The sequence below is a fragment of the Pseudoalteromonas nanhaiensis genome (assembly GCF_051235485.1).
GTDB classification, from domain to species: domain Bacteria; phylum Pseudomonadota; class Gammaproteobacteria; order Enterobacterales; family Alteromonadaceae; genus Pseudoalteromonas; species Pseudoalteromonas lipolytica_C.
Window position 1 is genome coordinate 46,702 of sequence record NZ_JBPNYQ010000014.1, and the last position, 24,522, is coordinate 71,223.

Consider the following 24,522-nt stretch of genomic DNA (forward strand, 5'->3'; position numbering starts at 1 on the left):
TATTTACTCCAAACGGTTAGAACAGTCGCCAACGGCGTTTCTTTTGACGATTTTTATAAACCCACTGTAATTGTATTTCAGTGGTGGCAACGACTTTGCCGTTGTCACTATTAATAAGTTCAAAGCCAATTGTTTCTGCAGAGTCGAATTCGTAGCGAAATAAACCCTTTTGTTGCATCAGCCAGCATTGAATGATGTGTTTGCTTTGTTCGTTACGTAAGCAATAGTTGCCTATGCTCTGTTGTTGCCAACTAATGTCTACATCGGCGTAACAGCTTCTGCCCTCACGAAGTGCAACACAGGTGTCAGGTAATGCAACCAAGGCATTAGCTTTAGTATCAACGGATTGTTGTTCTTGCGCATGTAATGAGGCAGAAAACCCGAACGCTATGATGAAATAATACTTAAAAGACATAGCGCACGCCTACCTTGGCTTTATGCTGATACTGTTGTGAAATAATAGGGCTTTGGTGAATATCACTAGAAAACCAAGTAGACAGCCAGCCTGTTAAGAATACCCAATGTCTGTTGAGCGGATATTCGGCATGAAATTCAAAGATCAGGCTATAAGAGGTATCAGGGCGATAAACAGGGCGGTTTGCAAGTGCTTCTGATTCTGAAATACCAAAATAATAATTAGTAAAGTCTTCAGAATAGGCACTTAAGCCAACACCAGAACGAAACTCCCAGTTTCGCCATGGAATAATTTGGCTATAAAACGAATTCATTACCCAGCCATTATGTGTACCGGAAACATCTTGTAAATACTCAAATGAAATTTGCGAGTTTTCAAAGCGGCGAGATAAACGCAAGCCAACATCAAAATCGTAATTTCTATTTTTTATCCCTGCTAGTTCATCGATGACATCGTCACCATAAAAGGCGAGACCAGTTTCATCAAAACCAGACTGAATGTTTGTACCGACTAAATCAAGACCCCATTCAAACTTGTCAATCAAGCTATAGCCCATAGTTAGGCCACCACTTAATTGGCTTTGGTCATAATCGAGGTAAAACTTTTCATACGATATTGCAAGGTGAATGTCTGGCTCAAAACCATCATTGTATGAATCCATGCCCACTAGGTAAGAGTCTTCGATGTAATAACCCGCTCCAATGCCCCAGTCCCAAGCAAAGCCTTGGCTTGGCTCCAAAGTGTTGTCAGCATAATAGCGATTACTGGCATGGCTTGATGCAGCGAAAAACCACAAGCAAAGTACTAAAATGGTGGCGTAAACTCGCAATGTCTCATCCTTGTTTCGAAAAAGTAATGTCGTAAGAGGATATAGTATATTGTTATCGAGTTCCTGTAATCTGTAAAAAAATGTAGGTGTGGGCTTAGATGTGTAAGAAAGTGTTACGAGTACTAAAAGATAGGCTGTTTGTTTATGGGTAAAACAAACAGCCTAGATGTTATTGTACTTTAATTTTATCAAGCAGGATGCTGCTGAGGTAATATTGCATCATAGGTGTTAGAGCACTAATTTCAGTGCGATTACACGGACCTTGTTGCTTAGTTAATGAACTCATACGCATCATAGTTTGGTAAGGCGGTACCTGTACTTTTTTGTTAATGCGCTCCAGACGGGCTTGTTCAGTATTTTGTGCATGAATAAAGCTGGCAACTTCTAGCTCATTTTTAATAGTTTGCTGTTGCTCTACACGATAAATAAGAGGCTCACGGTGAAAGCTCGCGCTGTCGATTGAAGATTTTGCAAACCAGACCACATCTCCGGTCTTTTTATGCGTTAGACGCATGCTTACTTGTGCCAAAATAGTTGCGCATTGTTGAGTTGGATATTGCGCAGCAACATCTGCAAACAATGGAAATGCTTTATCGGGCTTAACTAGCTGATATTCAGTATCATCAACCAAATCTAAATCAAGCTGATGAATCGACAAAGCGTAATCAGCTTCATCACCTTCTATTACTTTTAATTGTTTTTCGATTAAAGCATCTGAAATTTGTTTATAAAGAGTGTCAGTAACACTCGTTTTGTCGGCAATAATAGTAACAGTCTGATTCTTTTTAACGGCATGGGCTGGCAATTGAACAGACTTAACTTTAGGAGCTTCGTGCTCTGTTTGATACTCAATTTGAAAGTATTGGCTTTGCAGTGTCGGTTTTTTTGGCATAGTTAAAAGCGGTGCTGGTTCTGGTTTTAAAGCGCAACCAACTGAGATAAAACAAAAAATCAAAACAAAAAGAAAGCGCATATAGTATAATCTACCCATAAAAAATAAAGATTAATCGTATTGTACGTTAGTCGAAGCAAAAGTTCATGATATTATGTTATGAGAAACTTCCTAAACGAATTTAAAAAAATAACTAATGAAGTACAGTTTACGTTTTATTCCTTTCTTTTTTCTCCTTCTTATTCAGCTTTTTTCAAGTCGTTATGCACTTGCTAGTGATCAGCAATGGCAAACATTCGTCAATGATTATAATAAATATTTAACCCGTAAGTTAACAAGTAAAGGTATTCCTGGCGGTTCATTGGCGATTGTGAAGTTAGGTGAAGAAGATTTCATCAAAGGGATTGGGCGAACAAAAATAAAGGATGGTCGCAGGGTAAACCAACATACTCGGTTTCGTTTAGCTTCAGTGTCAAAAACTTTTGCAGGCTCACTTACTGCAAAACTTGCGGCACAAGGCGAATTTAATATTGATGATCCAATTAGTAAATTTATTCCTGAGTTTTCAAATACCGTCTACAAAGATGATTTAAAAATTTATCATATATTGAGTCATTCAAGTGGCTTGGTGCCAAATGCCTACGATAACTTAATTGAGTCACGGATGAGTTATCCCGACATTGTTGAACGTTTATTAGCAGTAGAGCCAATTTGTAAGCCTAGTGAGTGCTATGGCTATCAAAATGTGATGTTTAGTTTAATTGATTCAGTAATTTTAAAATCAACTCAAATGGATTATTCCCACTGGATCACTGAATATATTTTTGCGCCACTAAAAATGAATGATGCCAGCGTTGGTTTTGAAGGCATGGTAAAAGATGAAAACTATGCGCATCCACATGTGCGTGGCAGAAAGCGTTGGTATACATCACGTTTAAAGAAAAATTATTATAAGGTGCCAGCGGCAGCAGGTGTAAATGCAAGCGCCAGTGATATGGCAATATGGCTAAACGCCCAATTAGGGCAATTCCCTGATGTTCTGCCATTGGATGCGCTGATCAAACAAACACGCCCTTATACGCATACTAAAAAGGAAACTCGCCGCAGAGTATGGCGAGAGCACGTAAATGATGCTTTTTACGGATTGGGGTGGCGTATTTATGACTATGATGACGAAGTACTTTATTACCATAGTGGCTGGGTGCAAGGTTATCGTAGTGATCTTGTGGTGTTTCCACATTTGAATATTGGCTTTAGTTTAGTGTTGAATGCCGAAACGGGTTTGATTAATGAATTAACTACTGAGTTCATTAATCGGGTACTTAAATACACTCGTGCAGAAAAATAGCAAGCGACTCATGTTTGGTTACAAAATAAAATCGATTCAGAAATAGAAAAGCCAGCGAGTAACGCTGGCTTTTATTTTTAAATTGCCGATACGGACTTAGCCGCGTGGTAATTGAATTTTTTTATCTTCGCTTTGACGATACAGTACAATTGTGTGACCAATTGTTTGAAGCTTCTCTGCTTTAGTCTCGCGAACAATCGCATCAAAAATCAATGCTTTAGTTTCACGATCATCAGTAGGTACCTTAACCTTGATTAATTCGTGAATGTCTAAAGCGCTGTCAATCTCAACCAAAACACCTTCGGTTAAACCGTTAGCACCAAGTAATACAACAGGTTTTAAACTGTGTGCTTGACCTTTTAAAAACTGCTTTTGTTTGTTCGATAATTTCATGTTGTTACAAATTTTGCTGAATATGGCTTGAATTAAGGGTATTCTAACGCCATCTAGAGAATATTACTAATTAGTTACGTATTAATTTTATGGCAAATAAAAAACATTCAGCCAGTTCTAAGCGTTGGCTGAAGGAACATTTCGACGATCCTTATGTTCACGAAGCGCAAAAGAAAGGCTGGCGTTCTCGTGCGGTATTCAAATTAGACGAAATTCAAAACAAAGATAAATTAATCAAACCATCAATGACGGTGGTTGATTTAGGTGCGGCTCCAGGTAGTTGGTCACAATACCTAGCAGAAAAAGTAGGTGATAATGGTCAAGTCATTGCGTGTGATATCCTACCAATGGATTCGCTAGCAGGTGTCGACTTTTTGCAAGGCGACTTCCGTGAAGAAGCAGTGCTTGATGCGTTATTAACTCGTATTGACGGAAAAAATGTTGATGTGGTGTTTTCTGACATGGCACCAAATATGAGCGGCAATACATCTGTTGACCAAGCTGGTAGTATGTACCTAGTAGAACTTGCGTTGGATATGTGTCACCAAGTTTTAAAGAAAAACGGCGCATTTTGTGTCAAAGTATTCCAAGGCGAAGGATTTGATCAATACTTGCAGGACGTACGTAATAGCTTTAAAGCGGTAAAAATTAGAAAGCCCGATGCTTCGCGTGCCCGTTCTCGGGAAGTTTATATAGTGGCGACAGGCTACAAACTGTAGTACAGTTGTGCAGCGTTAAGTTGAATTTAAATTAATTGGATACAAGAGGTTAACCCCTTGAGCGATATGGCGAAAAATCTAATACTCTGGCTGGTCATTGCAGTAGTGCTAATGTCAGTGTTTCAGAGCTTTAATGGTGGTGATCAAGTTGATCGCCAAACAAGTTACACTCAGTTTGTAAGCGATGCTCGTAGCGGCGCTATTCAAGAAGTTTCAATCGAAAGCACAACAGGTACTATTACTGGCACCAAAACAAACGGTGAGCGCTTTCAAACTATCATGCCAATGTATGATAAAGACATTTTGAACGATTTATTAAAAAGCAATGTCAATGTGAAAGGTGTAAAGCCTGAAGAGCAGTCTTTCCTCGCCAGCATTTTAATCTCTTGGTTCCCAATGTTACTGCTTATTGGTGTATGGATTTTCTTCATGCGTCAAATGCAAGGTGGTGGCGGTAAAGGCGCGATGTCTTTCGGTAAGAGCAAAGCGCGCCTGATGAGTGAAGACCAAGTTAAAACTACTTTTGCTGATGTTGCTGGTTGTGACGAAGCAAAAGAAGATGTAACTGAGCTGGTTGACTTCTTACGTGACCCATCTAAATTCCAAAAGCTAGGTGGTAGCATCCCGAAAGGCGTACTAATGGTAGGTCCTCCGGGTACAGGTAAAACGTTACTTGCAAAAGCCGTTGCAGGTGAAGCAAAAGTGCCGTTTTTCACAATCTCAGGTTCTGATTTCGTTGAAATGTTCGTTGGTGTTGGTGCATCACGTGTACGTGACATGTTCGAGCAAGCGAAGAAAGCCGCACCGTGTATCATCTTTATCGACGAAATTGATGCGGTAGGCCGTAAACGTGGCGCCGGCATGGGTGGTGGTCACGATGAGCGTGAGCAAACACTTAACCAAATGCTTGTAGAGATGGATGGTTTTGAAGGTAACGAAGGTATTATTGTTATCGCAGCAACCAACCGCCCTGATGTATTAGACCCAGCGTTATTACGTCCTGGTCGTTTTGACCGTCAAGTTGTTGTTGGTTTACCAGACATTCGCGGACGTGAACAGATCCTAAAAGTACATATGCGTAAAGTACCACTAGGTGACAACGTAGAAGCGGCTGTAATTGCACGTGGTACGCCAGGTTTCTCTGGTGCTGATCTTGCTAACTTAGTTAACGAAGCTGCGCTATATGCTGCACGTGGTAACAAGCGTGTTGTAAGCATGGCAGAGTTTGATGCAGCAAAAGATAAAATCATGATGGGTGCAGAGCGTAAGACCATGGTGATGAGTGAGCAAGAAAAAGAAATGACTGCTTACCACGAAGCGGGTCACGCGATTGTTGGTCGCATGGTGCCTGAACATGACCCTGTGTATAAAGTATCGATTATCCCTCGTGGCCGTGCACTGGGTGTCACTATGTACTTGCCAGAGCAAGACCGCGTGAGTCACTCAAAAGAGTTACTTGAGTCAATGATTTCGAGTCTTTATGGTGGCCGTATCGCTGAAGCTTTAATCTATGGCGAAGATAAAGTAACAACGGGCGCAAGTAACGATATTGAACGTGCAACTGATATTGCTCGTAAAATGGTTACTCAGTGGGGTCTAAGTGAAAAGCTAGGTCCATTACTTTATGCTGAAGATCAAAACGAAATGTACATGGGTGGCGGTGGTAGCCGTGCTATGAGCATGTCAGATGAAACAGCTAAAGTTATCGATAGTGAAGTGCGTTTGTTCTCAGACCGTAACTACCAACGTGCTGAGCAAATATTAAAAGATAACATCGACATTCTTCATGCGATGAAAGATGCACTTATGAAGTACGAGACGATTGATGCGGGTCAGATTGATGACTTAATGGCTCGTAAGCCAGTTCGTGAACCTCGTGATGTTCATGACCGTCGTCCAGATGATAAAAAATCTACGGCTCCGAAAGTAGAATCGGCACCCGAAGAGACAAAAAGCGAAGATTCAGTAAAAAAGGATGAAACAAACCTTGATGACAAAGCTGAATAATCGCTAAAATAGAAAAAGCAAAAGCCCCGCATGCCGGGGCTTTTTTGTAGCAGAAAACAATACTGTATTTTTTGCCATGGAAGCAGTAAAGGTGATCGATGACCGCTATTAAATTACCCCGAGGTCGCACTTTACACCTCGACGACCCTATTGTAATGGGGATTTTAAACGTAACCCCTGACTCTTTCTCAGATGGCGGCAACTACTGTCAGCTCGACAGCGCTGTCAAACAAGCGCAAGCTCTTCTAAATCAAGGCGCAAAAATTATTGATATTGGTGGTGAATCCACTCGCCCAGGCGCACCTGATGTGTCTTTAGATGAAGAGCTAAAACGCGTAATCCCATTGGTTAAAGCACTTAGGCAAAGTAGCGATTGCATTATTTCTATAGATACCAGTAAAAGCGAAGTGATGCGTCAAGCTATTATTGCCGGTGCTGATATCATTAATGATGTAAGAGCATTGCAAGAACCTGGGGCTATAGATGTACTTGCTGAGTACCCAGATGTGGCTATTTGTTTAATGCACATGCAAGGGCAGCCACGAACTATGCAAAGTAATCCGGTATATACTGATTTATTTGCAGACATAAATCGTTTTTTTGCCGAGCGTATTGCAGCATGCGAGCAAGCGGGTATTCAGAAACATCGAATTATACTGGATCCAGGTTTTGGATTTGGAAAAACACTGGCTCATAACTATCAAATCCTTGATAGGTTTGATGAGTTTAATCAATTTAATCTACCAGTGTTAGCAGGCTTATCACGCAAATCAATGATAGGTAACTTATTAAAAAGAGACACGAGTGAGCGTTTAGCAGGTAGCTTAGCGGGAGCATTAATTGCGGCCCAAAATGGCGCTAAAATTATTCGTGTACATGATGTATTAGAAACAGTCGATGTGCTTAGCGTATGGCAAGCATGTAAGAAAGGAATTACAAATGAGTAAAACAAGAAAATATTTTGGCACGGATGGCGTTCGTGGCATGGTTGGGGAGTTTCCAATCACCCCTGAATTTGCTTTAAAACTAGGCTGGGCTGCTGGTCGTGTACTATCAAAAATTGGCACCAAGAAAGTTATAATTGGTAAAGATACTCGTATCTCAGGTTATATGCTGGAAACATCGCTTGAAGCAGGTTTAATTGCGGCGGGTATTGATGTTGTTCTTTTGGGCCCTATGCCGACACCTGCTGTTGCTTATTTAACCCAAACATTCCGTGCTGAAGCGGGCATTGTAATTAGTGCATCGCATAATCCATATCATGATAACGGTATTAAATTCTTTTCAAGCAGAGGCTTAAAGCTACCTGATGAAGTTGAGCTTGAAATAGAAGCTATGATGGATGAGCCTATGACCTGTGTTGCCTCAGACAAACTAGGTAAAGCTCGTCGTTTAGAAACAGCGGATGGTCGCTATATTGAGTTTTGTAAAAGCCAATTCCCACAAGGCCTGTCATTAGAAGGGTTAAAAATTGTGCTTGATTGTGCCAATGGCGCTACATACCACATTGCTCCTTCGGTAATGCGTGAGCTAGGCGCAGAGGTTATCTGTCATGCTTGCGAGCCAAATGGGGTAAATATCAACTTAGAGTGTGGTGCAACCCATGTTGAAACTCTTAAACGCAAAGTATTAGAACATAATGCTGATGTGGGTATTGCTTATGACGGTGATGGTGACCGCGTAATGATGGTTGATCATAATGGCAGAGTTTTTGATGGTGATGATATTGTTTACATCATTGCATGCCAAGCTGCTAATGACGATATTCTAGGTGGTGGTGTTGTTGGCACCGTTATGTCAAATATGGGCCTAGAGAATGCCCTAAAAGCGCGCGGCATTGGTTTTGCTCGTAGTAAAGTGGGCGATCGCTACGTGATGGAGCTTTTACAAGAAAAAGGCTGGAAAATTGGTGGTGAGAGTTCAGGACACGTATTGAATTTAGACCTGATCAGTACGGGTGATGGTATTATCTCGAGCTTACAAGTACTCGCAGCTATGGTCGCGCAAAATAAAACATTACAAGATCTAGGCGCTGGCTTTACAAAATACCCAATGAAAATGATCAACGTACGTTACCCTCAGGGCACAGATCCAACACAAGCTCAGGCTGTTATCGATATGGTTGCTGAAGTTGAAGCGCAACTAGGAGATACAGGACGAGTGTTACTTCGAAAATCAGGGACTGAACCTGTTGTTCGCGTGATGGTTGAAGCTGAGCAAGAGAAAATTGTACTTGATAGTGCTCAAAAAATTGCCGCAGTTGTTGAATCTGTGAGCAAACAAACCGTGGTATAACAATAACCTCTTGTAACTTAGGGCAAGTCGAGTTAGTATCTTGCCCGCTTTCTAATGTGGAGTGGAAATATGGCAGCACGTAAGCCGATGGTAGCAGGTAACTGGAAAATGAACGGCTCATTAGAGCTTGTTGAACAGCTATCTAGCGCTATTAAAGATGTTCAATCGGATGAACTTGATATTGTGGTTTTTCCACCATTCCCATTAATTAACGCTGTAATTCAGCAAGATGTTGTGGTTGGTTCACAAACTGTTTCTGAGAACCAAGCAGGTGCATTTACCGGTGAAGTAGATGCGCAACTGGTTAAAGACTTAGGCGCAACATACACACTTGTTGGACACTCTGAACGTCGTAGTATTTATGGCGAATCAGATGAGGTTGTGGCAGATAAATTTGCTCGTGCGCAAGATGTTGGTTTAACACCGGTACTATGTGTTGGTGAAAGTGAACAGCAACGTGAAGCAAATGAAACCGAATTAGTGGTTGCAGCACAAATTGATGCTGTAATTAACAAATTAGGTGTAGCAGCACTGAAGAATTCTGTGGTAGCATACGAGCCCGTTTGGGCCATTGGCACAGGTAAGACTGCCTCACCTGAGCAAGCGCAAGCTGTTCATAAGTTTATCCGTGAGAAAATTGCTTCTTTAGATGATGACTTAGCACAGCAATTAACCATCTTATATGGTGGTAGCGTGAATGAAAAAAATAGCGAATTATTATTTGCACAACCAGATATTGACGGTGGCCTAATTGGTGGCGCAAGTCTAAAAGCAGACTCATTTACTGCAATCTGCGAAAGTGCAAAAGGGACCGTATAAGATGTACGAAATTTTATTAGTAGTTTATTTAATTGTTGCTTTAGCTCTAGTTGGTATGGTTTTAATCCAACAAGGTAAAGGCGCAGATATGGGTTCATCATTTGGTGCAGGTGCTTCTGCAACCGTGTTTGGCTCATCTGGTGCTGGTAACTTCATGACTAAAACAACCACAATCTTAGCAACAATTTTCTTTGTGCTAAGTATTGTTCTAGGCAACCTAACAGCTGGTCAAATTAAAAAGACTGATGAGTGGGAAAACCTAGAAGCTGCGCCAGCTGTTGAAACTGTTACTCCTGCACAAAACGATGTGCCGGTAACAGAAGAAAAGAGCTCTGACGTACCAAATTAATTGGCTTAGGCTAATACCTGTTAAGCTGTTTTCATTCCTCAAGTAAACAAAAAGCTTAACAACATACAGAATTGTATGCGGATGTGGTGGAATTGGTAGACACGCCATCTTGAGGGGGTGGTGGCTTCGGCCGTGGGGGTTCAAGTCCCCCCATCCGCACCAAAATTAAATAGCCGTAACACAGTGTTACGGCTTTTTTCGTTTTAGTGCTTTATACAACACACGATGCACTTTTTTAGTGCCATTATTCTAATTTTATATCGTCATTTTTTATATCAAGCTGATTATTATCGCTTTTTAAACTTGGAGCACACCTTGCTTACTTAGTTGTATCTATTCTCTTAAGGATACAAAGATGGCGAGAATGAGTTATCTCAGTGCAATTGAGCGATATGAAGAACAACAATTGCTGATACACAATTTACTACTGTCTATTTTAGCGAGTGTGCAAGCTTCAATCACCAACGAACAAGACTATCAGCAACTTGTAAAACAGTATCCGTTCTTAGAGTTACAGTATTGCTTAAATGAGCAAGGTATTCAGCTCGGTGATAATGTCTGCTTTAAACGTCAGTACAAGAAGCATTTGGCAAATAAAGGAGCAGGGCAGGATTTAAGCGCTAGGCCTTATTTTTTATTAGTGTCGAGCGCTCCTGAGGCACATTTCACCTCTCCTTATATCTCGACAGCAACTAGGCATTTATGTATTTCTGCAATTAAACCGGTCGAAAAGAAACAAGGGGGCCATTATTTTCTTGTGATAGATGTCTGCTTAACTGAGCTGGTTGAATTTATTATGGGTGATACTAAACGTGCAAGCATGACCGCTTACTTTAAAGCTGGCTACGGCTTAATTGTTGGTTGTTTGTTTTGTTTAGTCTTTTATTTACTCTATCAAGTATTCATCGGTATGCTAGAACTGTTAATGAGTGAGCAGCCTCATTCTGATCCATTAAAACCTTTTACAATCATCATTTTCGTTACTCTTGCATTAGCCATTTTTGATTTAGGAAAAACAATTCTCGAGGAAGAAATTTTGATGCATAAAGATATCTTCCGCCATAGCTCGACTCGCCGCACTATCACGCGTTTTATTTCAACTATTCTGATTGCAGTATCGATTGAGGCATTATTAACTATGTTCAAGGCTGCGCTTGGTCAAACTGAGTATGTTATTCCTGCTGTGCTGATGATGTTTGCTGTGGCGGGGCTGTTATTGGCTTTAGCTATTTATGTTTATTTAGGTGCAAAAGCTGAAGACGTGCTTTCGCACGTCCAGCGTTTAAAGATAAAACATTAATTAAGGGCGGAGACTTTTATTTTTAAAGCGTCCCACCAATGCCAATACTTGGGTTTACATAGACAGGCCCAACTTTAAAAGGGGCATTAATATCAAGGCTAGCATAAGGTGTGCATGCATTTAGTAGCACTAAGGTGGCTGCTAGCGTGGCTATTTTTAGAATGCGTTTTTTCATTACATTTGCTCCTGAATTACAATACCTGCGCCAGCAGGATCACGAATAATGGCTACACTGCCATTTCGCACTTGTTGAGTCGGCGCCATAAGAACTACACCACCTGCGGCTTTTACTTTAAGGAGTATGTCGGAAATATTGGCAACTTTAATGTAGTTAACCCAGGTATTGCCAATGTTAGTGTCAGGCTTTTTAACAAAACCAATAGCCGGTTTATTATCGGCTGTTAGATATTTATAGTTATTCTCACCCAGTGTTTTAGTCTGAACAGAATAATTGCCAAGCGATTGATAAAAAGACTGACTTTGCTCAGGGTTGTCAGTCCAGACTTCTTGCCATATCCAACGATTATCACTGTATGTAGCAGCTGGGTCACCATTAACTGTGTTGATCAAAGAAAATACCGCGCCTTGCGGATCTTCTAATACTGCTATGCTGCCTCGTCCTTTAATTTCTGTACTAGCAATTAAAACTTTACCGCCAGCGGTGACTGTTTTTTCGCTTATTGCAGCGATATTGTCAGTACTTAACATGCTCAGCCAATGACTGGCATTTTGCTTATTATCAAGCTCAGCCATACCTGCAATTAATTGACCGTCTGAGGTAGCGAGTAAATAGCTGTCGTTAACCTGCTTAAACTGCCAACCAAACACATCGCCATAGAAGGCTTTAGATTGTGCTAAATCAGGGGTAATAAGATCGTGCCAAACTACATGACCAATATGCTTGGTACCTGTATCGCTAATAGCAGGTAGTTCGCTAGAGGTGAGTTGACAGCCTGTAAGTGAAATCGCAGTGGCTGCGGCTAAAATGGCAACACGCAAAGGGGTAGGTAATTTCAAAGTTTGCTCCTTGCAAAATGGGGTCAACTAAAAGCATAGACTATTTATTGTTTGTTATTCAATCAAAAGTAAGAGGAGTTAATGAAGATTTAATTGCTTTTAGCTAAGCGCTACAGGTTTACTTTCTAAAAATTTTAACCTTGTCTGTTTGCATGCAAATGAATGGTGAGATCAAGGAAGGAGTTGTTTTGGGTAAAATTATGCTATTTGTAATACATATTAAGGAGGATGTTATTTAAAATTAATAAAAAATAAAATAATTATACATGTTTTCACAAAACTGACATATAATGCCCTTCCAGAGGAAAGATGCTTATAGCTAAGCGTCTTTTTTTATGCCTGAAATTTATGGGCGAAAATACACACACGGTATCCTTTGGAGTTTTAATTGAAATTACGTCATCTCTCACAGTTAACTGTGGCCATTGTTGCTGCATTATCTACTTCAGCGTTTGCTGAGCAAGAAAAAACCTCTGCTAAACAAGATGCTTTCGAGAAAATCGAAGTAACAGCGCGTAAGCGTACAGAAAGCATTTTTGAGTCGCCAACAGCGGTGACATCAATCGGTGAAAACCTGATTGATAAAGCAAACATGAGCAACCTAGAAGACATTGGTAAATACGTACCTAACCTAAACATCACCCGTTATGGTGTAGGTAATGCGGCCCATGCATCCGTGTTTATTCGTGGTATTGGTTTACAAGACCACGTGATCACAACCGATCCGGGCGTGGGTGTTTACCTAGACGGTGTTTACCTTGGTCGCCAAATGGGCTCAAACTTATCATTACCAAATGTTGAGCGTGTAGAGGTGTTACGTGGTCCACAAGGTACTTTGTACGGTCGTAACACATTAGGTGGTGCAGTAAATATTATTACTAAGCAACCTGGTGATGATGGCATTGTAACGACAACGGCAAAAGTAGGTAGCCGTGGCCGTTTAGCGGGTGACGTTTACTTTAATAACAGCCTCACCGACACTGTAAGCATGTCTGCAAGCGTGTCTTATAAGCAACGCGATGGTGTAGGTGAAGCGATCAACCTTGCTAACCCAGAAAAAGAAATCGGTGAAGAGCAAGAGTTAAGCGGTCGTATGGCGCTTAAATGGCAAGCAAGCAGCGACTTATCTTTTGTGTTCTCAATTGATGGTGTTGATAACGAATCAGGCCAATCACCATACACAATTGAACTAACAGCGCCACTGGATCCGAATGACCCATTCAATGGTGATTTCCCATTACTAACAGAAGATATGTTACCAAGCGATCCTGATGATTTAGCATCAACCGTAGCAGGTATTGAGTCGACAGCTTACTCAGGCTGGGGCACGTCTTTAACCGCTGATTGGGACATCAATAATACGTATACAGCAAAGTTCATCACTAGCTACCGTAGCTCAGAATACGAAGGGGGTCTTGATGATGACGCTGTTGCCCTTAACTTATCTGAATTCCCTGAAGAAGGCGGCGCAGATCAATATTCATTCGAAATCCAGTTAAACGGTAGCTTCGATAACATGGACTTTGTATCAGGCTTATACTTCTTTAATGAAGATGGTTTCACAAGCTCTGGCCCGTTTGTATTTAGCCCATTCAACACACCTGATGGCCTTTTGAATGATGGTACTACAGCGTCTTTTGGTGATTACGGTTACTTTGATATCAACCAAGAGACTAACTCATACGCAGCTTATATCAATGCGAGCTATGACCTAAGCGACGATTTAACGGTGGGCGGTGGTCTACGTTATTCGAAAGATAAAAAAGAAGCCGATGCCTTATTCCCAACGTTTGCGACACGTAAATACGTAAGTGCTGATTTTGATGCAGTAACATGGGATTTAAACGCGTCGTACCAGCTTAGCAATAACATGAATGTGTATGGCCAAATCCAAAAAGGTTATCAAACAGGTGGTTTCCCACCGCGTCCATTTGGTGGTCCTGATCAATTTGTTTCTTTCGATGAAACCAAAGCTATTAACTACGAACTAGGCCTTAAAGGTCAGGTACATGAAGATGTATCTATGATGCTTGCTGTGTTTGTTACTGACTACACAGACCTTGCATTACCATTCTCAGATCCAACTGCAGGTGGCGGTTTCGTTACTATCGTAGAAAATGCGGGTGAATCTAAAGCACAAGGTATCGAGCTTGAGACAACAATTGCATTTACTGATGACTTTACGCTACGTAGTGCTATTGGTTACCTAGATTCAGAAATCACAGAAGTAGATGACGGTGTATTAGGTATTGGTAAAGGTGATTCACCAGCACTAACACCACGTTGGACTGTGATGGTCGCACCTTCTTATTTCATTGATTTAAGTAACGGTGGCACAGTGGCAGTAAACGCAAACTACTCTTACCGTAGCGATATGCAAGGTCAATCAGTTTTCAACCAAAGTGAACACATTGATTCACGTGAATTAGTTGGCTTTAACATCTCTTACTTAAACCCGAACGGTGACTTTGAAGTGACTCTTTACGGTGAGAACGTGTTAAACGAAGTTTATGATGTAGGTCGCTTACAACAATCTGGCTTTGTTGGCGTGATGCGCAGCAACGACCGCAGCGAATTTGGCTTAAAATTCAAAAAAGAATTTGAGCTTTAATTACTAACAAAAAAGGGCAAGTAAATACTTGCCCTTTCTTTTTAATTATTTTTCTCTTGTTCGCGCTTTTCGCGCGCTTCTCTTAATTCTTCAGCCAGTTCTTTTGCTTTTTGCTTGGTTTTTTCGGTAAGTTCACCTGCTGCTTCTTTGCTTTCAATCCATGCGTCTAAGGCAATCTCTTTACCGTCGTCATACATGTTTAAGCCCATTTTTTTACTCTCTTCGAGTAATTCTTGCAGCGAGTCATCATTAAACTCATTGGTGGCGTCTTTTACGTCGCCCCAAGCGTCATTAAGAGCTTGCTTTACTTCTTCTTTTGCTTCGCTAGCATCTTTCTTTGCTTGCTCGGCATCGTCACATCCTGTTAAGGCTATACAGCCTAATAAAACTAAGCTTGCTAATTTTTTCATAATTTTCTCTAATGGTTATCCAACTCCACAAGCAGTATAAACAAATAAAAATGAACATAGCTAGAACAACACGTTTAAGTTTTCGATTAATGGATGGCAATGATGCCGAGCTTTTATATGAGCTCGATAACGACCCAGAGGTAATGAAATATCTAACTCGTGGCAAAATATCCAGTATGCAGACCATCAAAGAGGTATTTATTCCACGCTTGAATGCATATCGTAATGAGCAAAAAGGGTGGGGGCTTTGGCAGGTAAATATCATCGAGAGCAATACATTTATCGGCTGGGTATTAGTACGGCCTATGGGCTTTTTTGAACAGCCTGATTACAGTGATTTAGAAATTGGTTGGCGCTTTAAACAAATGAGCTGGGGTAAAGGTTATGCGTCTGAGGCAGCATTAGCTGTTGCCCATGCGGTATGTCAGGATCCAACAGTTAAATCGCTCTCAGCAACAGCACTGAAGGATAACATCGGCTCTATTAAAGTGATGGAAAAGCTGGGGCTTAAATTTATTAAAAACTATAACCATACAGATGAGCACGGCCAATTACCTGCGGTGCTCTACTCTTGTCCAAAAGAGCAATTAACACCATTTGAACACAACTGATTGACCCAACCAGCTTTAACATGCGTAAATGGGTGAAAGTTTCATCAATAAAAAAGGAAGTTCTATGACTCATATAGTTAAGTATGCAGCGCGATTATGTTTCGTAGCCGTATTATTTTGTCATCAGTCACTACTTGCTAAGCAAGCAGCTGTGGCTATGCCTGATAGTTACAGCAGCGACACCGCTCGTGCCATTTTAGAGCAGGGGGGTAATGCAGTTGATGCAGCAATTGCTGCACAATTCGTATTAGCAGTTACTTTACCTGAAGCCGGTAATATTGGCGGTGGCGGTTTTATGCTGATCCAAAAAGATGGCAAGGGTGATTTTATTGATTACCGTGAGACGGCTCCAGCTGCTGCACACAGAGATATGTATCTTGATGAAAAAGGAAATGTCATCGATAACATGTCGGTATACGGTATTCACGCAAGTGGTGTACCGGGCAGTGTTGCAGGTATGTGGCTTGCGCATCAAAAGCATGGCAGTTTAGAGTGGAAGACTCTGCTAGAGCCTGCAGTTAAGTTAGCAGAGCAAGGTTTTGTGGTTCATCCAAAATTAGCCGCTAGTATTGAGCGTTACATTGCGCGAATGGCTAAGAAGTCGGTTAACATTAACTTTTCAGATTACTTTGCTGATGCCAAAGCAAAAAAGGTTTTCAAGCAGCCTGAACTTGCCGCCACATTAAAGCGTATTCGTGACCAAGGTAAAGCAGGCTTTTACGAAGGTGAGACTGCGAAAATCATTGCGACGTTTATGAAGCAACATGGTGGTATTATTACTGAGCAAGACTTAAAAGCTTATGAAGCTAAATCGCGTACACCAATTAAAGGTAACTGGCGTGGTTACGAAGTGCTCACATCGCCACCGCCAAGTTCAGGTGGTATTGCTATTTTACAGTGGCTAAAAATGTACGACCTTGCAAAGCCAAAAGGAACACTTGAGCACAATTCAACAACCTATGTCCATATTTTGGCTGAAGTAGGTAAACGCGTATTCGCCGACAGAGCTGAATATTTAGGCGACCCAGATTTTTATGAAGTGCCAAAAACTGCATTGCTTGCAGATGATTATCTCGCCAAGCGAGCAAGTACAATTCGTCCAGATGCCATTTCAACTACCGAGAACATCAAACCTGGTTTACACGAAAGTGAACAAACAACGCACTTTTCTATTCTAGATAAGTGGGGCAATGCGGTAGCGAATACCACGACGATAAACTTGAGCTTTGGTAGTGGCGTTGTTGTTTCTGGTGCAGGATTTATTTTAAATGATGAAATGGATGACTTTAGTGCCAAGCCAGGTGTGATGAATGTATTTGGTGCAATTGGTGGTAAAGCTAACGAAATTCAACCACATAAACGCATGCTAAGCTCAATGACACCGACCATTCTACTTCAAGATAACAAAGTTAAAATGGTAACTGGTTCGCCGGGTGGCACCACGATTATTAGCTCTGTGTATGAGTCTATTTTAAATGCCATTGAATTTGATATGACTGCAGAGCAAGTGGTAGACAGCCCACGTTTTCATCACCAATTATGGCCTAAAAATGTGATTCGATACCACACAGGTCTTGAACCAAAAGTTGTCAAAGCCCTTGAGAAAATGGGTTATACACTTGATGAGCGCCATTTTGGTGATATGCATGTGATCATCAATAAAGACGGTAAATTAGATGCAGCCTCTGAAGCATCTGGCCGCGGTAAGGCGATGGTGTTTTAATTTCACCTTAACCCAGGCACAAAAAAAGCACCCTCGGGTGCTTTTTTGATTTGATTAGTTGTTTAACCAATCGCTGGAATAAGCCCCGCCATTTGTAAACCTTGAGCACTAATAATAAGCACACCAAACAAGGCGGCCAGTGCTAAACCAATATTACCGCCTTTGACTTGATAACCCGCGTCAGGCTTGCTGCTTCGTTGCTTATAGACCATAGCAACCGGTAAAAACACCGCTAAAATAACCAGCGCGATGGCGGCGTAGCCAAGCGCCATAATAAACCCTTGCGGGTAGAATAGCGCAAAACCAAGCGGTGGAATAAAGGTGATCAAGGCTGTTTTGATACGATCTTTACTGCCATCACCTTTTTTAAATGCATCAGCAAAAAAGTCGAATAAGCCTAAACTCACCCCTAAGAAAGACGTGGCCAACGCTAAATCAGCAAAAATGTTTACTGCTGTGGCAACATGCGGGCTGTGAGCAATGCTAGCGACACTGCTTACGAATCCAGGTAACCCTTGGCTTTGTAGCAAGTCGCTTTGACTCATCATGCCTTGGCTAAGTAACTGCCAAAAAATGTAAATCACTAAAGGCAGGGCTGCACCAGCCACCATCACTTTACGAAGTGTTTTGATATCTAAACCCACGTATTTCACGATCGACGGAATAGAGCCATGAAAACCAAATGAAGTAAATACCACCGGGATTGCAGATAAAATCAGACCTTGTTCAATCGGCATTTCAAGTAAGTGTTGGCCGTGAACATATGGTGTCAGCATATAAAATAAGCTCGCTAGTACGCATACCTTTATAGTGAAAAGTACGCGGTTAAGTTTATCAACTTTACTAGTGCCGAGCGTAACCACCGTACCAATTACCACAGCCAGAATGACTGAACCAACTTGCGGCGCTAAAGACAGAGATAAACCAGAGTTAAGCTTTTCTTGTAATTGTGCACCGCCACCTGCGATATACGCCGCGCATAATGCGTAAAACAAAAACATCACTGAAAAGTTAGCCACCCATTGTCCACGTTTACCCAACCATGATTTAGCTAAGGTATTGAGGGTTGCGTCTCTGTCGGCATATTGATGTAGCTCTAGCATCAATAATGCTGTGTAGGTCATTAAAATCCATGTAAGTAAGATAAGTGATAACGCTGTTGTGAAACCAAGCCCTGCTGAGGCGATAGGCAATGCCAGCATCCCTGCACCTATGGTGGTGCCAGCAACAATTAACATGCTACCTATTGTTTTATTTTTAAGCACTTTTTGCCCCTTAAACTTCGTGAGAGGCAAGCAAGATATAACTTGTTTAACAAAACTTAAATAGTTTTGTTATAAATCAAAGAAATTAAATGTAACTTATGATTTACATGTGCAAACAGGCCGTTGAAAACGCCTAGAAACTTTATGGAAAATTGTCTGAGTTTTAGTGTTGACAAAATCACCATTTGGGTGGATTCTTAAGCTTCTTCAACTTACTTTTTAAATACCATGATGCAGCTAAACCAACGACCAACAAACAATTGTATGCGCCTGACCTCATCAGTCGTATGGTCTGTTATGTGCTGCGGTTAATTAAGTAAGTTTTACTAACCGCGTTCTAAGCGGTTGGTTATTTCTCTTTTAAATTCTCTTCCGCTTTTTTCGCCTTTTTAAAGGAATAAGCTTGTGCCTGTTAAAGCCTCATATTTTTTAATGGTGGTGATTTGGTCAACAACACCACTGGGTATTGTTTGGAGTAGTGAAACGGTAGCGCCGACCCTAGCCGTGTTTTTACGCATGCTGGTGGGACTGGTGTTGGCTGCCTTTGTCGTTGCTGTGGCTAATATCCGAGTGCCTTGGCATCGCCGCGCTTTGTTCCTCTATGGCTATTCGAGCATTGGTATTTTTGGTGGCATGTTATTAAGCTACATGGCCGCTAAAACGGTGCCTTCAGGGTTAATCTCGTTGATGTTTGGCCTTGCGCCAATTTTGTCGGGCTTACTTGCGCAAAAGATCTTGAACGAACCTAAGTTCAGTGCGGTTAAGCTTGCGGCACTTGGTTGCGCCTTAATTGGCTTATTTTTAGTGAGTCAGCGCCATATTCAAGGTGGGGTAGAGCAGCTTAGTGGTCTGCTATATGTATTTATGGCAGTGTGCTTTTTTAGTTTAAGTGGCGTGATGATCAAACGGGTAAGAATTGCTATTCACCCAATGGCCACCACATTCGGTGCTTTAGTATTTGTAACGCCACTGTTTTTTATTACTTGGTTGCTGGTAGATGGCCAACTTAATAGCCAGATGTGGAGTGCAAAATCACTGTACTCAATTGTTTACTTAGGCGTGTTTGGCTCACTAATTGGTGCGCTGGCGTATTTTCATGTATTGCAAAAATTGAACGCGAGTACAGTAGCATTAACAACGTTGATCACACCGAGCTTTGCAATTGCCATAGGCGGCTTATTAAACGATGAACCAATTGATCAAGAGCTGGTAATTGGTGCAACGGTTATTATGATAAGCCTAGCGTTCTTCCAGTTTGGCGATAAATGGATAAAACGTTTTAAAGGTATCAAGCCATTAGAAATGGGTTAAAGCGAGTAGCCGCAATAGCGGCTACTACATTTTAGCAATTTGAATCACTAAACGGCGGTTTGTGTTCCGGCCAAGAATGTTGTCGTTACTGGCAACATGGCGTTTTTCACCGTATCCTTCAGTATCAATTTTATTTTCATCAATACCTAAGCTAACTATATAGTCTTTAATCGCTTTTGCGCGCTTTTTAGATAATTCGAGGTTATTCCAGCGGCCGCCGTAACTATCGGTGTAAGACGAGATTGATATAGAGGCAATACTCGTATCGTACTTTAAGTATTCAGCTATTTTCTCCAAGCGCTTTTGCGATGTCTTAGTTAAGTTGCTGCTGTTTGGTTCGTAATTCATTACAGTGAACGAAATATCTTCGAAACTGTAGGGCAACATGGCATCGCGACATTGTAAAAATGCCCAGTAGGCTTGCTTGAAGTTAACACTTGATAAGCCAACGGCAATTTTATCGGCACTGTTTTGCCAGTCTTGGTAATAAAATGTCGGTTGGTAACCTTTTTCAAGTTCTGTGAGCATCTCCCACGCAGTTTTATTACCCAGTTCGCCGTCAAACTTTCTTAACAGCTTCATATTAGCTAAATCACGGGCTGGGATGCCTGCACGCCAGTGTGGTGGCACTGCTTTTAAGCCTGCAATGCTGTAGTTATCTGGCCTAACAACCATATCAAGATTAAAGTTAACGTCTTTATTTTTACTGGCCGTGGTGCTAAAAATAGCCTCACCATAGTAAGGAACTTCATGATTTAATTGGCATTCTAAGCGAGATGTTTTAACCATATTCCAGTTAGAAGTATCTGCTGTTGCAGTGTACTCACGCATAGCTGCGCTTGTATGTGTGGCAGCAAATAGCGACATAAGGCTTAAACTTAAAGGGAGTAATGAAAACTTCATCACGGTAAATCTCCAACAAATCATCAATGCCAATTAATTGGCAAGTTTGTGTGCTAAATAGTTAAAACTGCATAGCACAGCGCTAGCTGATTAGTTTAAAGCAAATAATGTGCCTAAAAACTTGTTAAGAATATACGATTTCAGTGTATTACCCCTAGCAGAGCAGCCGTGGTTTTTGACATAATAGCCAGCTTACACTGGCAAACCAAGAAGACTATGGAAAATACTGAACAAACTCTTTTCGCAAAACGCTTTCGTGGCTTTTTTCCTGTTGTGATTGATGTTGAAACTGCAGGCTTTAATAAAGACACCGATGCGCTATTAGAAATTGCCGCATCTGTATTAAAAATGGATGAACACGGTGTGTTAAGTATTGATCACACAGTTCATTTTCATGTTGAGCCATTTGAAGGCGCGAATATCGAGCAAGCGGCTATTGAGTTTAATGGTATTGATCCGTTTTCAGCTTTACGTGGTGCTGTACCAGAAGAAGAAGCGATTAAAGAGATCTGTAAAGTTGTGCGCAAGGCACAAAAAGCAGCAGGTTGTCAGCGTTCAGTGGTTGTAGCACATAACGCAGCGTTTGATCACGGCTTTCTAAATGCAGCGATTGAGCGTTGTAAAATTAAGCGTACACCATTTCATCCATTTGTTAGCTTTGATACCACTTCACTTGCAGGGCTTGCGTTAGGGCAAACCGTTTTAGCCAAAGCATGTAGAGCTGCTGGCATTGAGTTTGATAACAAACAAGCTCACTCAGCGCTTTATGATACCGAACGCACCGCCGAGCTATTTTGTTTGATCGTTAATCGCTGGCAGCAACTTGGTGGTTGGCCACTACCAGAAACCGAAGTAACTGAAGAAGAACAAGACTCAGCCGCTAAAACGACTGAGTAATTTTTCCTTCAACATAGCGCAGCATATTAGGAGGGTAGATACGTGAAAACTGTTTACTCTCTTGCGCAATCTTAAGCTCCACCCCTGGGTGCATCAACTCATTTACTTTAAGCCTGCTTGTTGCTAGTAATCGTGAAATTTTTAGTTTGACCAAATGCTTTTTCTTTTTCGTACTGGCCGTTTTTAACTTAATTTGCTGCTCACTTGCAGTAATCTTATTAATGTAATGAGCCCGTTGTGTTGCATCTGGGATCTTGTTGGCTTTTTTGCGTGCTTGCTGAAGGGCAGCGGCTTTTGTTGCTAATAACTTTTCAAAGTCATTAATTTGTTGCTGCTTTTGGCGTAAATCATGCCAGTACTGCGCTATAAAAACACGAGTTTTGGTGCCTGATGGCGCACCAAGCTCGCCTGTTTCAATTCGCATAGCATCTAAAATATTGCCACCAATAATTTTGCCGCGAGGATTGTTCGCTTTGCCCACACGAATAAGTCGTCTAGCACTTAAATCACAGTGCAATGCTTGGCGCTCTATAAACAGATCTTGCTGTGTTTTAATGTGGCAATATTGTGCATAACCAACAGAAATAGTGCGCTCGGCAGTAATATTGCAAGTAAAGGAATCTGCATTATCACGTTTACGACCAATCGCACCTAGCATAATTGTCACTTCGCTCTTGCTTTCAATAGTCGCTGATTCGACAAAACCTAAGACTGTAATATCGCCCGTTGCTTTAACGAACATACCATCTTTAACATCACCACTGATAATAACACTGCCATCAAACTCAACATGACCTGTACTTACATCAACATGATGAAAACACAATACATCATCAACACGCATACCACGGGGTAGGGCAACAGGCACCCCTTTAGCATCCGCGATCAGCATATTGCTATTAGCTGGGTCAATTCGTGTGCCTTCGAATGGTTCAAGAGGGAGATCTTTTCCGGGTTTAGCGGGTAAAACATCACCAAATACAGTAAAGCCATCTTCTCCACCGGTTGCAGGAACTCGTTGCATTAACGGCGTCCCAGGCTTAACTGTGATAATGGCACCTAAGTTGCGCATATCCACTTTACCGCCAGTGGTTTCTTGTGGGCTTAATACACGGTCTTGTGCTGTTGAGCATAAACGCACGAATTTAGCATCAGTGCCTTCTTTGGGCATTCTGCCATGTGCAATAATAGCGGAGTAATGGGCGCCGGGAGGCTGTTTAAATTGTTGCCCTAAAAATGTATCAAGCGCACGGATACTAACACCTTTTACAACACCGGCTTCAGCCAGCATTGCTTTAGCACAATCCATGCTGATAATTTTTCCACCGCGGGCAGTTGTTATACTTGCTTCAACCACCATGTTTTTTTCATCAATGCTAATTTTTAACTGTGCATCTACAGCTTTAGCAACAATCAAAGACTGAGTTTGGTAATGGCTACTTGGCGTGAATAGCTTGCCGATATTGGCATCTACTAACTCAAAATTAGCATAAGGCGATTGTTCAATCGCTTCTATCAATTGTGCACTATTGATAGGAAAACCCGCATCTCGTGGGTGTTTTTGCAAAGAGACATCACCACTTTGCTTATCGAAGGTAAACATCGACATTTAGTAAGTCCTGTAAAATACGGCTTGTTATTATAGTTATGTGTTGCTACAGGATTTTTATAGTAGAAGTAACAACAACGCCCATTTCAGCACAACTTTTGTACTATGTTAAGATAATGTATGCATTAAATGTAAAAATATGTATAAAAACTGATATTTCCTGTTTGAAATTTCAGCACTCAAAGGGACTTAGCAAAAATAACCTCATTAATGCCTTGAGTAAAAACGACTTACTCAGTTATACTGCTTGCACACTCTGAATGAGATACCAAATTCAGGGGCTGATTAGGATTCGACGGAATTCAAGACGCCCGAGGTGCATGTCGAGGTGCGGTTGGCCTCGTAAAAAAGCCGCAATTTAAAGTAATCGCAAACGACGATAACTACGCTCTAGCGGCATAATAGCCCGCTAGCACTTCTCCGGTGTATGTCTGTGGACCCGGTTCTGAAGTGTCACCCTACACAGACTCGCTGCGGAAACCCTGGCCGGGGTTGAAGGGCTAAAACTAAGCGGCCTCGCCTTTGCAGATCGTGTTCGTCCGAGCTGTAAAGGTTAACTAAAAGACGATACTAAGCATGTAGTACCAAAGGTCGAGGCTTTTCGGACGGGGGTTCAAATCCCCCCAGCTCCACCAATACAGGTTTTTAGATACGTTGCTAAAAACCATTAAAGACCCGCAGAGCTAGTTAATTCAAGCCTTGCGGGTTTTTTTATGCCCATCGTATAACCATTAATGACCGTTTAAAACTTGTAACAACCGCGATTTGTTGTAACACTAAACGTAACAACTGAAAAATA

Annotated in this window: 23 protein-coding genes, 1 tRNA gene and 1 other RNA gene; 15 read left to right on the top strand and 10 right to left on the bottom strand. The window is 41.4% G+C overall.

Annotated elements, in window-relative coordinates; all coding sequences use genetic code 11:
- Positions 1–16: 16 nt before the first annotated feature.
- From ACSFVZ_RS12995 to ACSFVZ_RS13005, 3 genes are all read right to left on the bottom strand, one after another.
- Positions 17–415, bottom strand: a complete 399-nt coding sequence (locus tag ACSFVZ_RS12995) for a DUF3019 domain-containing protein (RefSeq protein ID WP_135924074.1) — start codon at positions 413–415, stop codon at positions 17–19.
- Positions 405–1,244, bottom strand: coding sequence for a MipA/OmpV family protein (locus ACSFVZ_RS13000; RefSeq protein ID WP_235383494.1), 840 nt, complete (start codon positions 1,242–1,244; stop codon positions 405–407). Before ACSFVZ_RS13000 ends, ACSFVZ_RS12995 begins: the two co-directional genes overlap by 11 nt.
- Before the next feature lie 169 nt (positions 1,245–1,413).
- Complete coding sequence (locus tag ACSFVZ_RS13005) at positions 1,414–2,217, bottom strand: hypothetical protein (RefSeq protein WP_435559018.1); 804 nt, start codon at positions 2,215–2,217, stop codon at positions 1,414–1,416.
- 115 nt (positions 2,218–2,332) lie between these two features.
- Here ACSFVZ_RS13005 and ACSFVZ_RS13010 point away from each other — a divergent pair, with 115 nt between their 5' ends.
- On the top strand, positions 2,333–3,484 hold the full coding sequence (locus ACSFVZ_RS13010; protein ID WP_138556971.1) for a serine hydrolase domain-containing protein: 1,152 nt from the start codon (positions 2,333–2,335) through the stop codon (positions 3,482–3,484).
- A gap of 96 nt (positions 3,485–3,580) precedes the next feature.
- Here the strand turns inward: ACSFVZ_RS13010 and yhbY are convergent, their stop codons facing one another.
- Positions 3,581–3,877: a ribosome assembly RNA-binding protein YhbY gene (yhbY, locus tag ACSFVZ_RS13015; RefSeq protein WP_135924078.1), complete on the bottom strand. Its 297-nt coding sequence runs from the start codon at positions 3,875–3,877 to the stop codon at positions 3,581–3,583.
- An 89-nt stretch (positions 3,878–3,966) separates the two neighbouring features.
- Between yhbY and rlmE the strand changes: the two genes are divergently transcribed.
- From rlmE to ACSFVZ_RS13055, 8 genes are all read left to right on the top strand, one after another.
- Positions 3,967–4,596: a 23S rRNA (uridine(2552)-2'-O)-methyltransferase RlmE gene (gene rlmE / locus ACSFVZ_RS13020; protein WP_135924079.1), complete on the top strand. Its 630-nt coding sequence runs from the start codon at positions 3,967–3,969 to the stop codon at positions 4,594–4,596.
- A 66-nt stretch (positions 4,597–4,662) separates the two neighbouring features.
- Positions 4,663–6,603 carry an ATP-dependent zinc metalloprotease FtsH gene (ftsH, locus tag ACSFVZ_RS13025; protein WP_235383495.1) on the top strand — a complete coding sequence of 647 codons (1,941 nt, stop codon included), beginning with the start codon at positions 4,663–4,665 and terminating at the stop codon, positions 6,601–6,603.
- A gap of 98 nt (positions 6,604–6,701) precedes the next feature.
- On the top strand, positions 6,702–7,550 hold the full coding sequence (folP, locus tag ACSFVZ_RS13030; RefSeq protein ID WP_135924081.1) for a dihydropteroate synthase: 849 nt from the start codon (positions 6,702–6,704) through the stop codon (positions 7,548–7,550).
- Positions 7,543–8,898 (top strand): phosphoglucosamine mutase, encoded by a 1,356-nt coding sequence (gene glmM / locus ACSFVZ_RS13035; RefSeq protein WP_135924082.1) that lies wholly within the window; start codon positions 7,543–7,545, stop codon positions 8,896–8,898. Before folP ends, glmM begins: the two co-directional genes overlap by 8 nt.
- A 69-nt stretch (positions 8,899–8,967) precedes the next feature.
- On the top strand, positions 8,968–9,717 hold the full coding sequence (gene tpiA / locus ACSFVZ_RS13040; RefSeq protein ID WP_435559019.1) for a triose-phosphate isomerase: 750 nt from the start codon (positions 8,968–8,970) through the stop codon (positions 9,715–9,717).
- A 1-nt stretch (position 9,718) separates the two neighbouring features.
- The gene (gene secG, locus ACSFVZ_RS13045; protein ID WP_135924084.1) at positions 9,719–10,066 is read left to right on the top strand and encodes a preprotein translocase subunit SecG; all 348 of its coding nucleotides are present in this window, start codon (positions 9,719–9,721) and stop codon (positions 10,064–10,066) included.
- 77 nt (positions 10,067–10,143) lie between these two features.
- Positions 10,144–10,228: transfer RNA gene (locus tag ACSFVZ_RS13050), tRNA-Leu, on the top strand.
- A 193-nt stretch (positions 10,229–10,421) separates the two neighbouring features.
- Positions 10,422–11,366 (top strand): PDC sensor domain-containing protein, encoded by a 945-nt coding sequence (locus ACSFVZ_RS13055; RefSeq protein ID WP_435559020.1) that lies wholly within the window; start codon positions 10,422–10,424, stop codon positions 11,364–11,366.
- 22 nt (positions 11,367–11,388) lie between these two features.
- Here the strand turns inward: ACSFVZ_RS13055 and ACSFVZ_RS13060 are convergent, their stop codons facing one another.
- Both ACSFVZ_RS13060 and ACSFVZ_RS13065 read right to left on the bottom strand, forming a co-directional pair.
- On the bottom strand, positions 11,389–11,541 hold the full coding sequence (locus tag ACSFVZ_RS13060) for a hypothetical protein (protein WP_168246724.1): 153 nt from the start codon (positions 11,539–11,541) through the stop codon (positions 11,389–11,391).
- Positions 11,541–12,383 carry a VOC family protein gene (locus ACSFVZ_RS13065; protein WP_435559021.1) on the bottom strand — a complete coding sequence of 281 codons (843 nt, stop codon included), beginning with the start codon at positions 12,381–12,383 and terminating at the stop codon, positions 11,541–11,543. The genes ACSFVZ_RS13060 and ACSFVZ_RS13065 overlap by 1 nt, the downstream gene beginning before the upstream one ends.
- A gap of 388 nt (positions 12,384–12,771) precedes the next feature.
- Here ACSFVZ_RS13065 and ACSFVZ_RS13070 point away from each other — a divergent pair, with 388 nt between their 5' ends.
- A complete protein-coding gene (locus tag ACSFVZ_RS13070; protein WP_199525955.1) occupies positions 12,772–14,994 on the top strand; it encodes a TonB-dependent receptor in 2,223 nt (740 codons plus the stop codon).
- A 41-nt stretch (positions 14,995–15,035) separates the two neighbouring features.
- Here ACSFVZ_RS13070 and ACSFVZ_RS13075 read toward each other — a convergent pair whose 3' ends face one another.
- Positions 15,036–15,404 (bottom strand): hypothetical protein, encoded by a 369-nt coding sequence (locus ACSFVZ_RS13075; RefSeq protein WP_138556968.1) that lies wholly within the window; start codon positions 15,402–15,404, stop codon positions 15,036–15,038.
- Between the two features lie 44 nt (positions 15,405–15,448).
- Between ACSFVZ_RS13075 and ACSFVZ_RS13080 the strand changes: the two genes are divergently transcribed.
- Entirely contained in the window at positions 15,449–16,015 is a 567-nt protein-coding gene (locus tag ACSFVZ_RS13080; RefSeq protein WP_253038134.1) for a GNAT family N-acetyltransferase, read from the top strand.
- A gap of 64 nt (positions 16,016–16,079) precedes the next feature.
- Complete coding sequence (ggt, locus tag ACSFVZ_RS13085) at positions 16,080–17,738, top strand: gamma-glutamyltransferase (RefSeq protein ID WP_435559022.1); 1,659 nt, start codon at positions 16,080–16,082, stop codon at positions 17,736–17,738.
- A gap of 62 nt (positions 17,739–17,800) precedes the next feature.
- Here the strand turns inward: ggt and ACSFVZ_RS13090 are convergent, their stop codons facing one another.
- Positions 17,801–19,003, bottom strand: coding sequence for an aromatic amino acid transport family protein (locus ACSFVZ_RS13090; RefSeq protein ID WP_138556966.1), 1,203 nt, complete (start codon positions 19,001–19,003; stop codon positions 17,801–17,803).
- A gap of 405 nt (positions 19,004–19,408) precedes the next feature.
- Between ACSFVZ_RS13090 and ACSFVZ_RS13095 the strand changes: the two genes are divergently transcribed.
- Complete coding sequence (locus ACSFVZ_RS13095; protein ID WP_135924091.1) at positions 19,409–20,314, top strand: DMT family transporter; 906 nt, start codon at positions 19,409–19,411, stop codon at positions 20,312–20,314.
- A gap of 24 nt (positions 20,315–20,338) precedes the next feature.
- Here the strand turns inward: ACSFVZ_RS13095 and ACSFVZ_RS13100 are convergent, their stop codons facing one another.
- Complete coding sequence (locus ACSFVZ_RS13100; RefSeq protein ID WP_199525985.1) at positions 20,339–21,217, bottom strand: flagellar protein MotY; 879 nt, start codon at positions 21,215–21,217, stop codon at positions 20,339–20,341.
- Positions 21,218–21,433: 216 nt separating this feature from the next.
- Here ACSFVZ_RS13100 and rnt point away from each other — a divergent pair, with 216 nt between their 5' ends.
- Positions 21,434–22,114, top strand: coding sequence for a ribonuclease T (gene rnt / locus ACSFVZ_RS13105; RefSeq protein WP_135924092.1), 681 nt, complete (start codon positions 21,434–21,436; stop codon positions 22,112–22,114).
- Here the strand turns inward: rnt and ACSFVZ_RS13110 are convergent.
- Positions 22,098–23,723: a flagellar assembly protein A gene (locus ACSFVZ_RS13110; protein ID WP_435559023.1), complete on the bottom strand. Its 1,626-nt coding sequence runs from the start codon at positions 23,721–23,723 to the stop codon at positions 22,098–22,100. The genes rnt and ACSFVZ_RS13110 overlap by 17 nt on opposite strands.
- Positions 23,724–24,000: 277 nt before the next feature.
- Between ACSFVZ_RS13110 and ssrA the strand changes: the two genes are divergently transcribed.
- Positions 24,001–24,358, top strand: a transfer-messenger RNA (tmRNA) gene (ssrA, locus tag ACSFVZ_RS13115).
- The last annotated feature ends 164 nt before the right edge of the window (positions 24,359–24,522 follow it).

What these genes read in the sequence shown, in the direction of transcription:
- ACSFVZ_RS12995 (WP_135924074.1), bottom strand. Translation starts at nt 415, where the DNA reads ATGTCTTTTAAGTATTATTTCATCATAGCGTTCGGGTTTTCTGCCTCA.
- ACSFVZ_RS13005 (WP_435559018.1), bottom strand. Translation starts at nt 2,217, where the DNA reads ATGCGCTTTCTTTTTGTTTTGATTTTTTGTTTTATCTCAGTTGGTTGC.
- ACSFVZ_RS13010 (WP_138556971.1), top strand. Translation starts at nt 2,333, where the DNA reads ATGAAGTACAGTTTACGTTTTATTCCTTTCTTTTTTCTCCTTCTTATT.
- yhbY (WP_135924078.1), bottom strand. Translation starts at nt 3,877, where the DNA reads ATGAAATTATCGAACAAACAAAAGCAGTTTTTAAAAGGTCAAGCACAC.
- rlmE (WP_135924079.1), top strand. Translation starts at nt 3,967, where the DNA reads ATGGCAAATAAAAAACATTCAGCCAGTTCTAAGCGTTGGCTGAAGGAA.
- ftsH (WP_235383495.1), top strand. Translation starts at nt 4,663, where the DNA reads ATGGCGAAAAATCTAATACTCTGGCTGGTCATTGCAGTAGTGCTAATG.
- folP (WP_135924081.1), top strand. Translation starts at nt 6,702, where the DNA reads ATGACCGCTATTAAATTACCCCGAGGTCGCACTTTACACCTCGACGAC.
- glmM (WP_135924082.1), top strand. Translation starts at nt 7,543, where the DNA reads ATGAGTAAAACAAGAAAATATTTTGGCACGGATGGCGTTCGTGGCATG.
- tpiA (WP_435559019.1), top strand. Translation starts at nt 8,968, where the DNA reads ATGGCAGCACGTAAGCCGATGGTAGCAGGTAACTGGAAAATGAACGGC.
- secG (WP_135924084.1), top strand. Translation starts at nt 9,719, where the DNA reads ATGTACGAAATTTTATTAGTAGTTTATTTAATTGTTGCTTTAGCTCTA.
- ACSFVZ_RS13055 (WP_435559020.1), top strand. Translation starts at nt 10,422, where the DNA reads ATGGCGAGAATGAGTTATCTCAGTGCAATTGAGCGATATGAAGAACAA.
- ACSFVZ_RS13060 (WP_168246724.1), bottom strand. Translation starts at nt 11,541, where the DNA reads ATGAAAAAACGCATTCTAAAAATAGCCACGCTAGCAGCCACCTTAGTG.
- ACSFVZ_RS13075 (WP_138556968.1), bottom strand. Translation starts at nt 15,404, where the DNA reads ATGAAAAAATTAGCAAGCTTAGTTTTATTAGGCTGTATAGCCTTAACA.
- ggt (WP_435559022.1), top strand. Translation starts at nt 16,080, where the DNA reads ATGACTCATATAGTTAAGTATGCAGCGCGATTATGTTTCGTAGCCGTA.
- ACSFVZ_RS13100 (WP_199525985.1), bottom strand. Translation starts at nt 21,217, where the DNA reads ATGAAGTTTTCATTACTCCCTTTAAGTTTAAGCCTTATGTCGCTATTT.
- rnt (WP_135924092.1), top strand. Translation starts at nt 21,434, where the DNA reads ATGGAAAATACTGAACAAACTCTTTTCGCAAAACGCTTTCGTGGCTTT.
- ACSFVZ_RS13110 (WP_435559023.1), bottom strand. Translation starts at nt 23,723, where the DNA reads ATGTCGATGTTTACCTTCGATAAGCAAAGTGGTGATGTCTCTTTGCAA.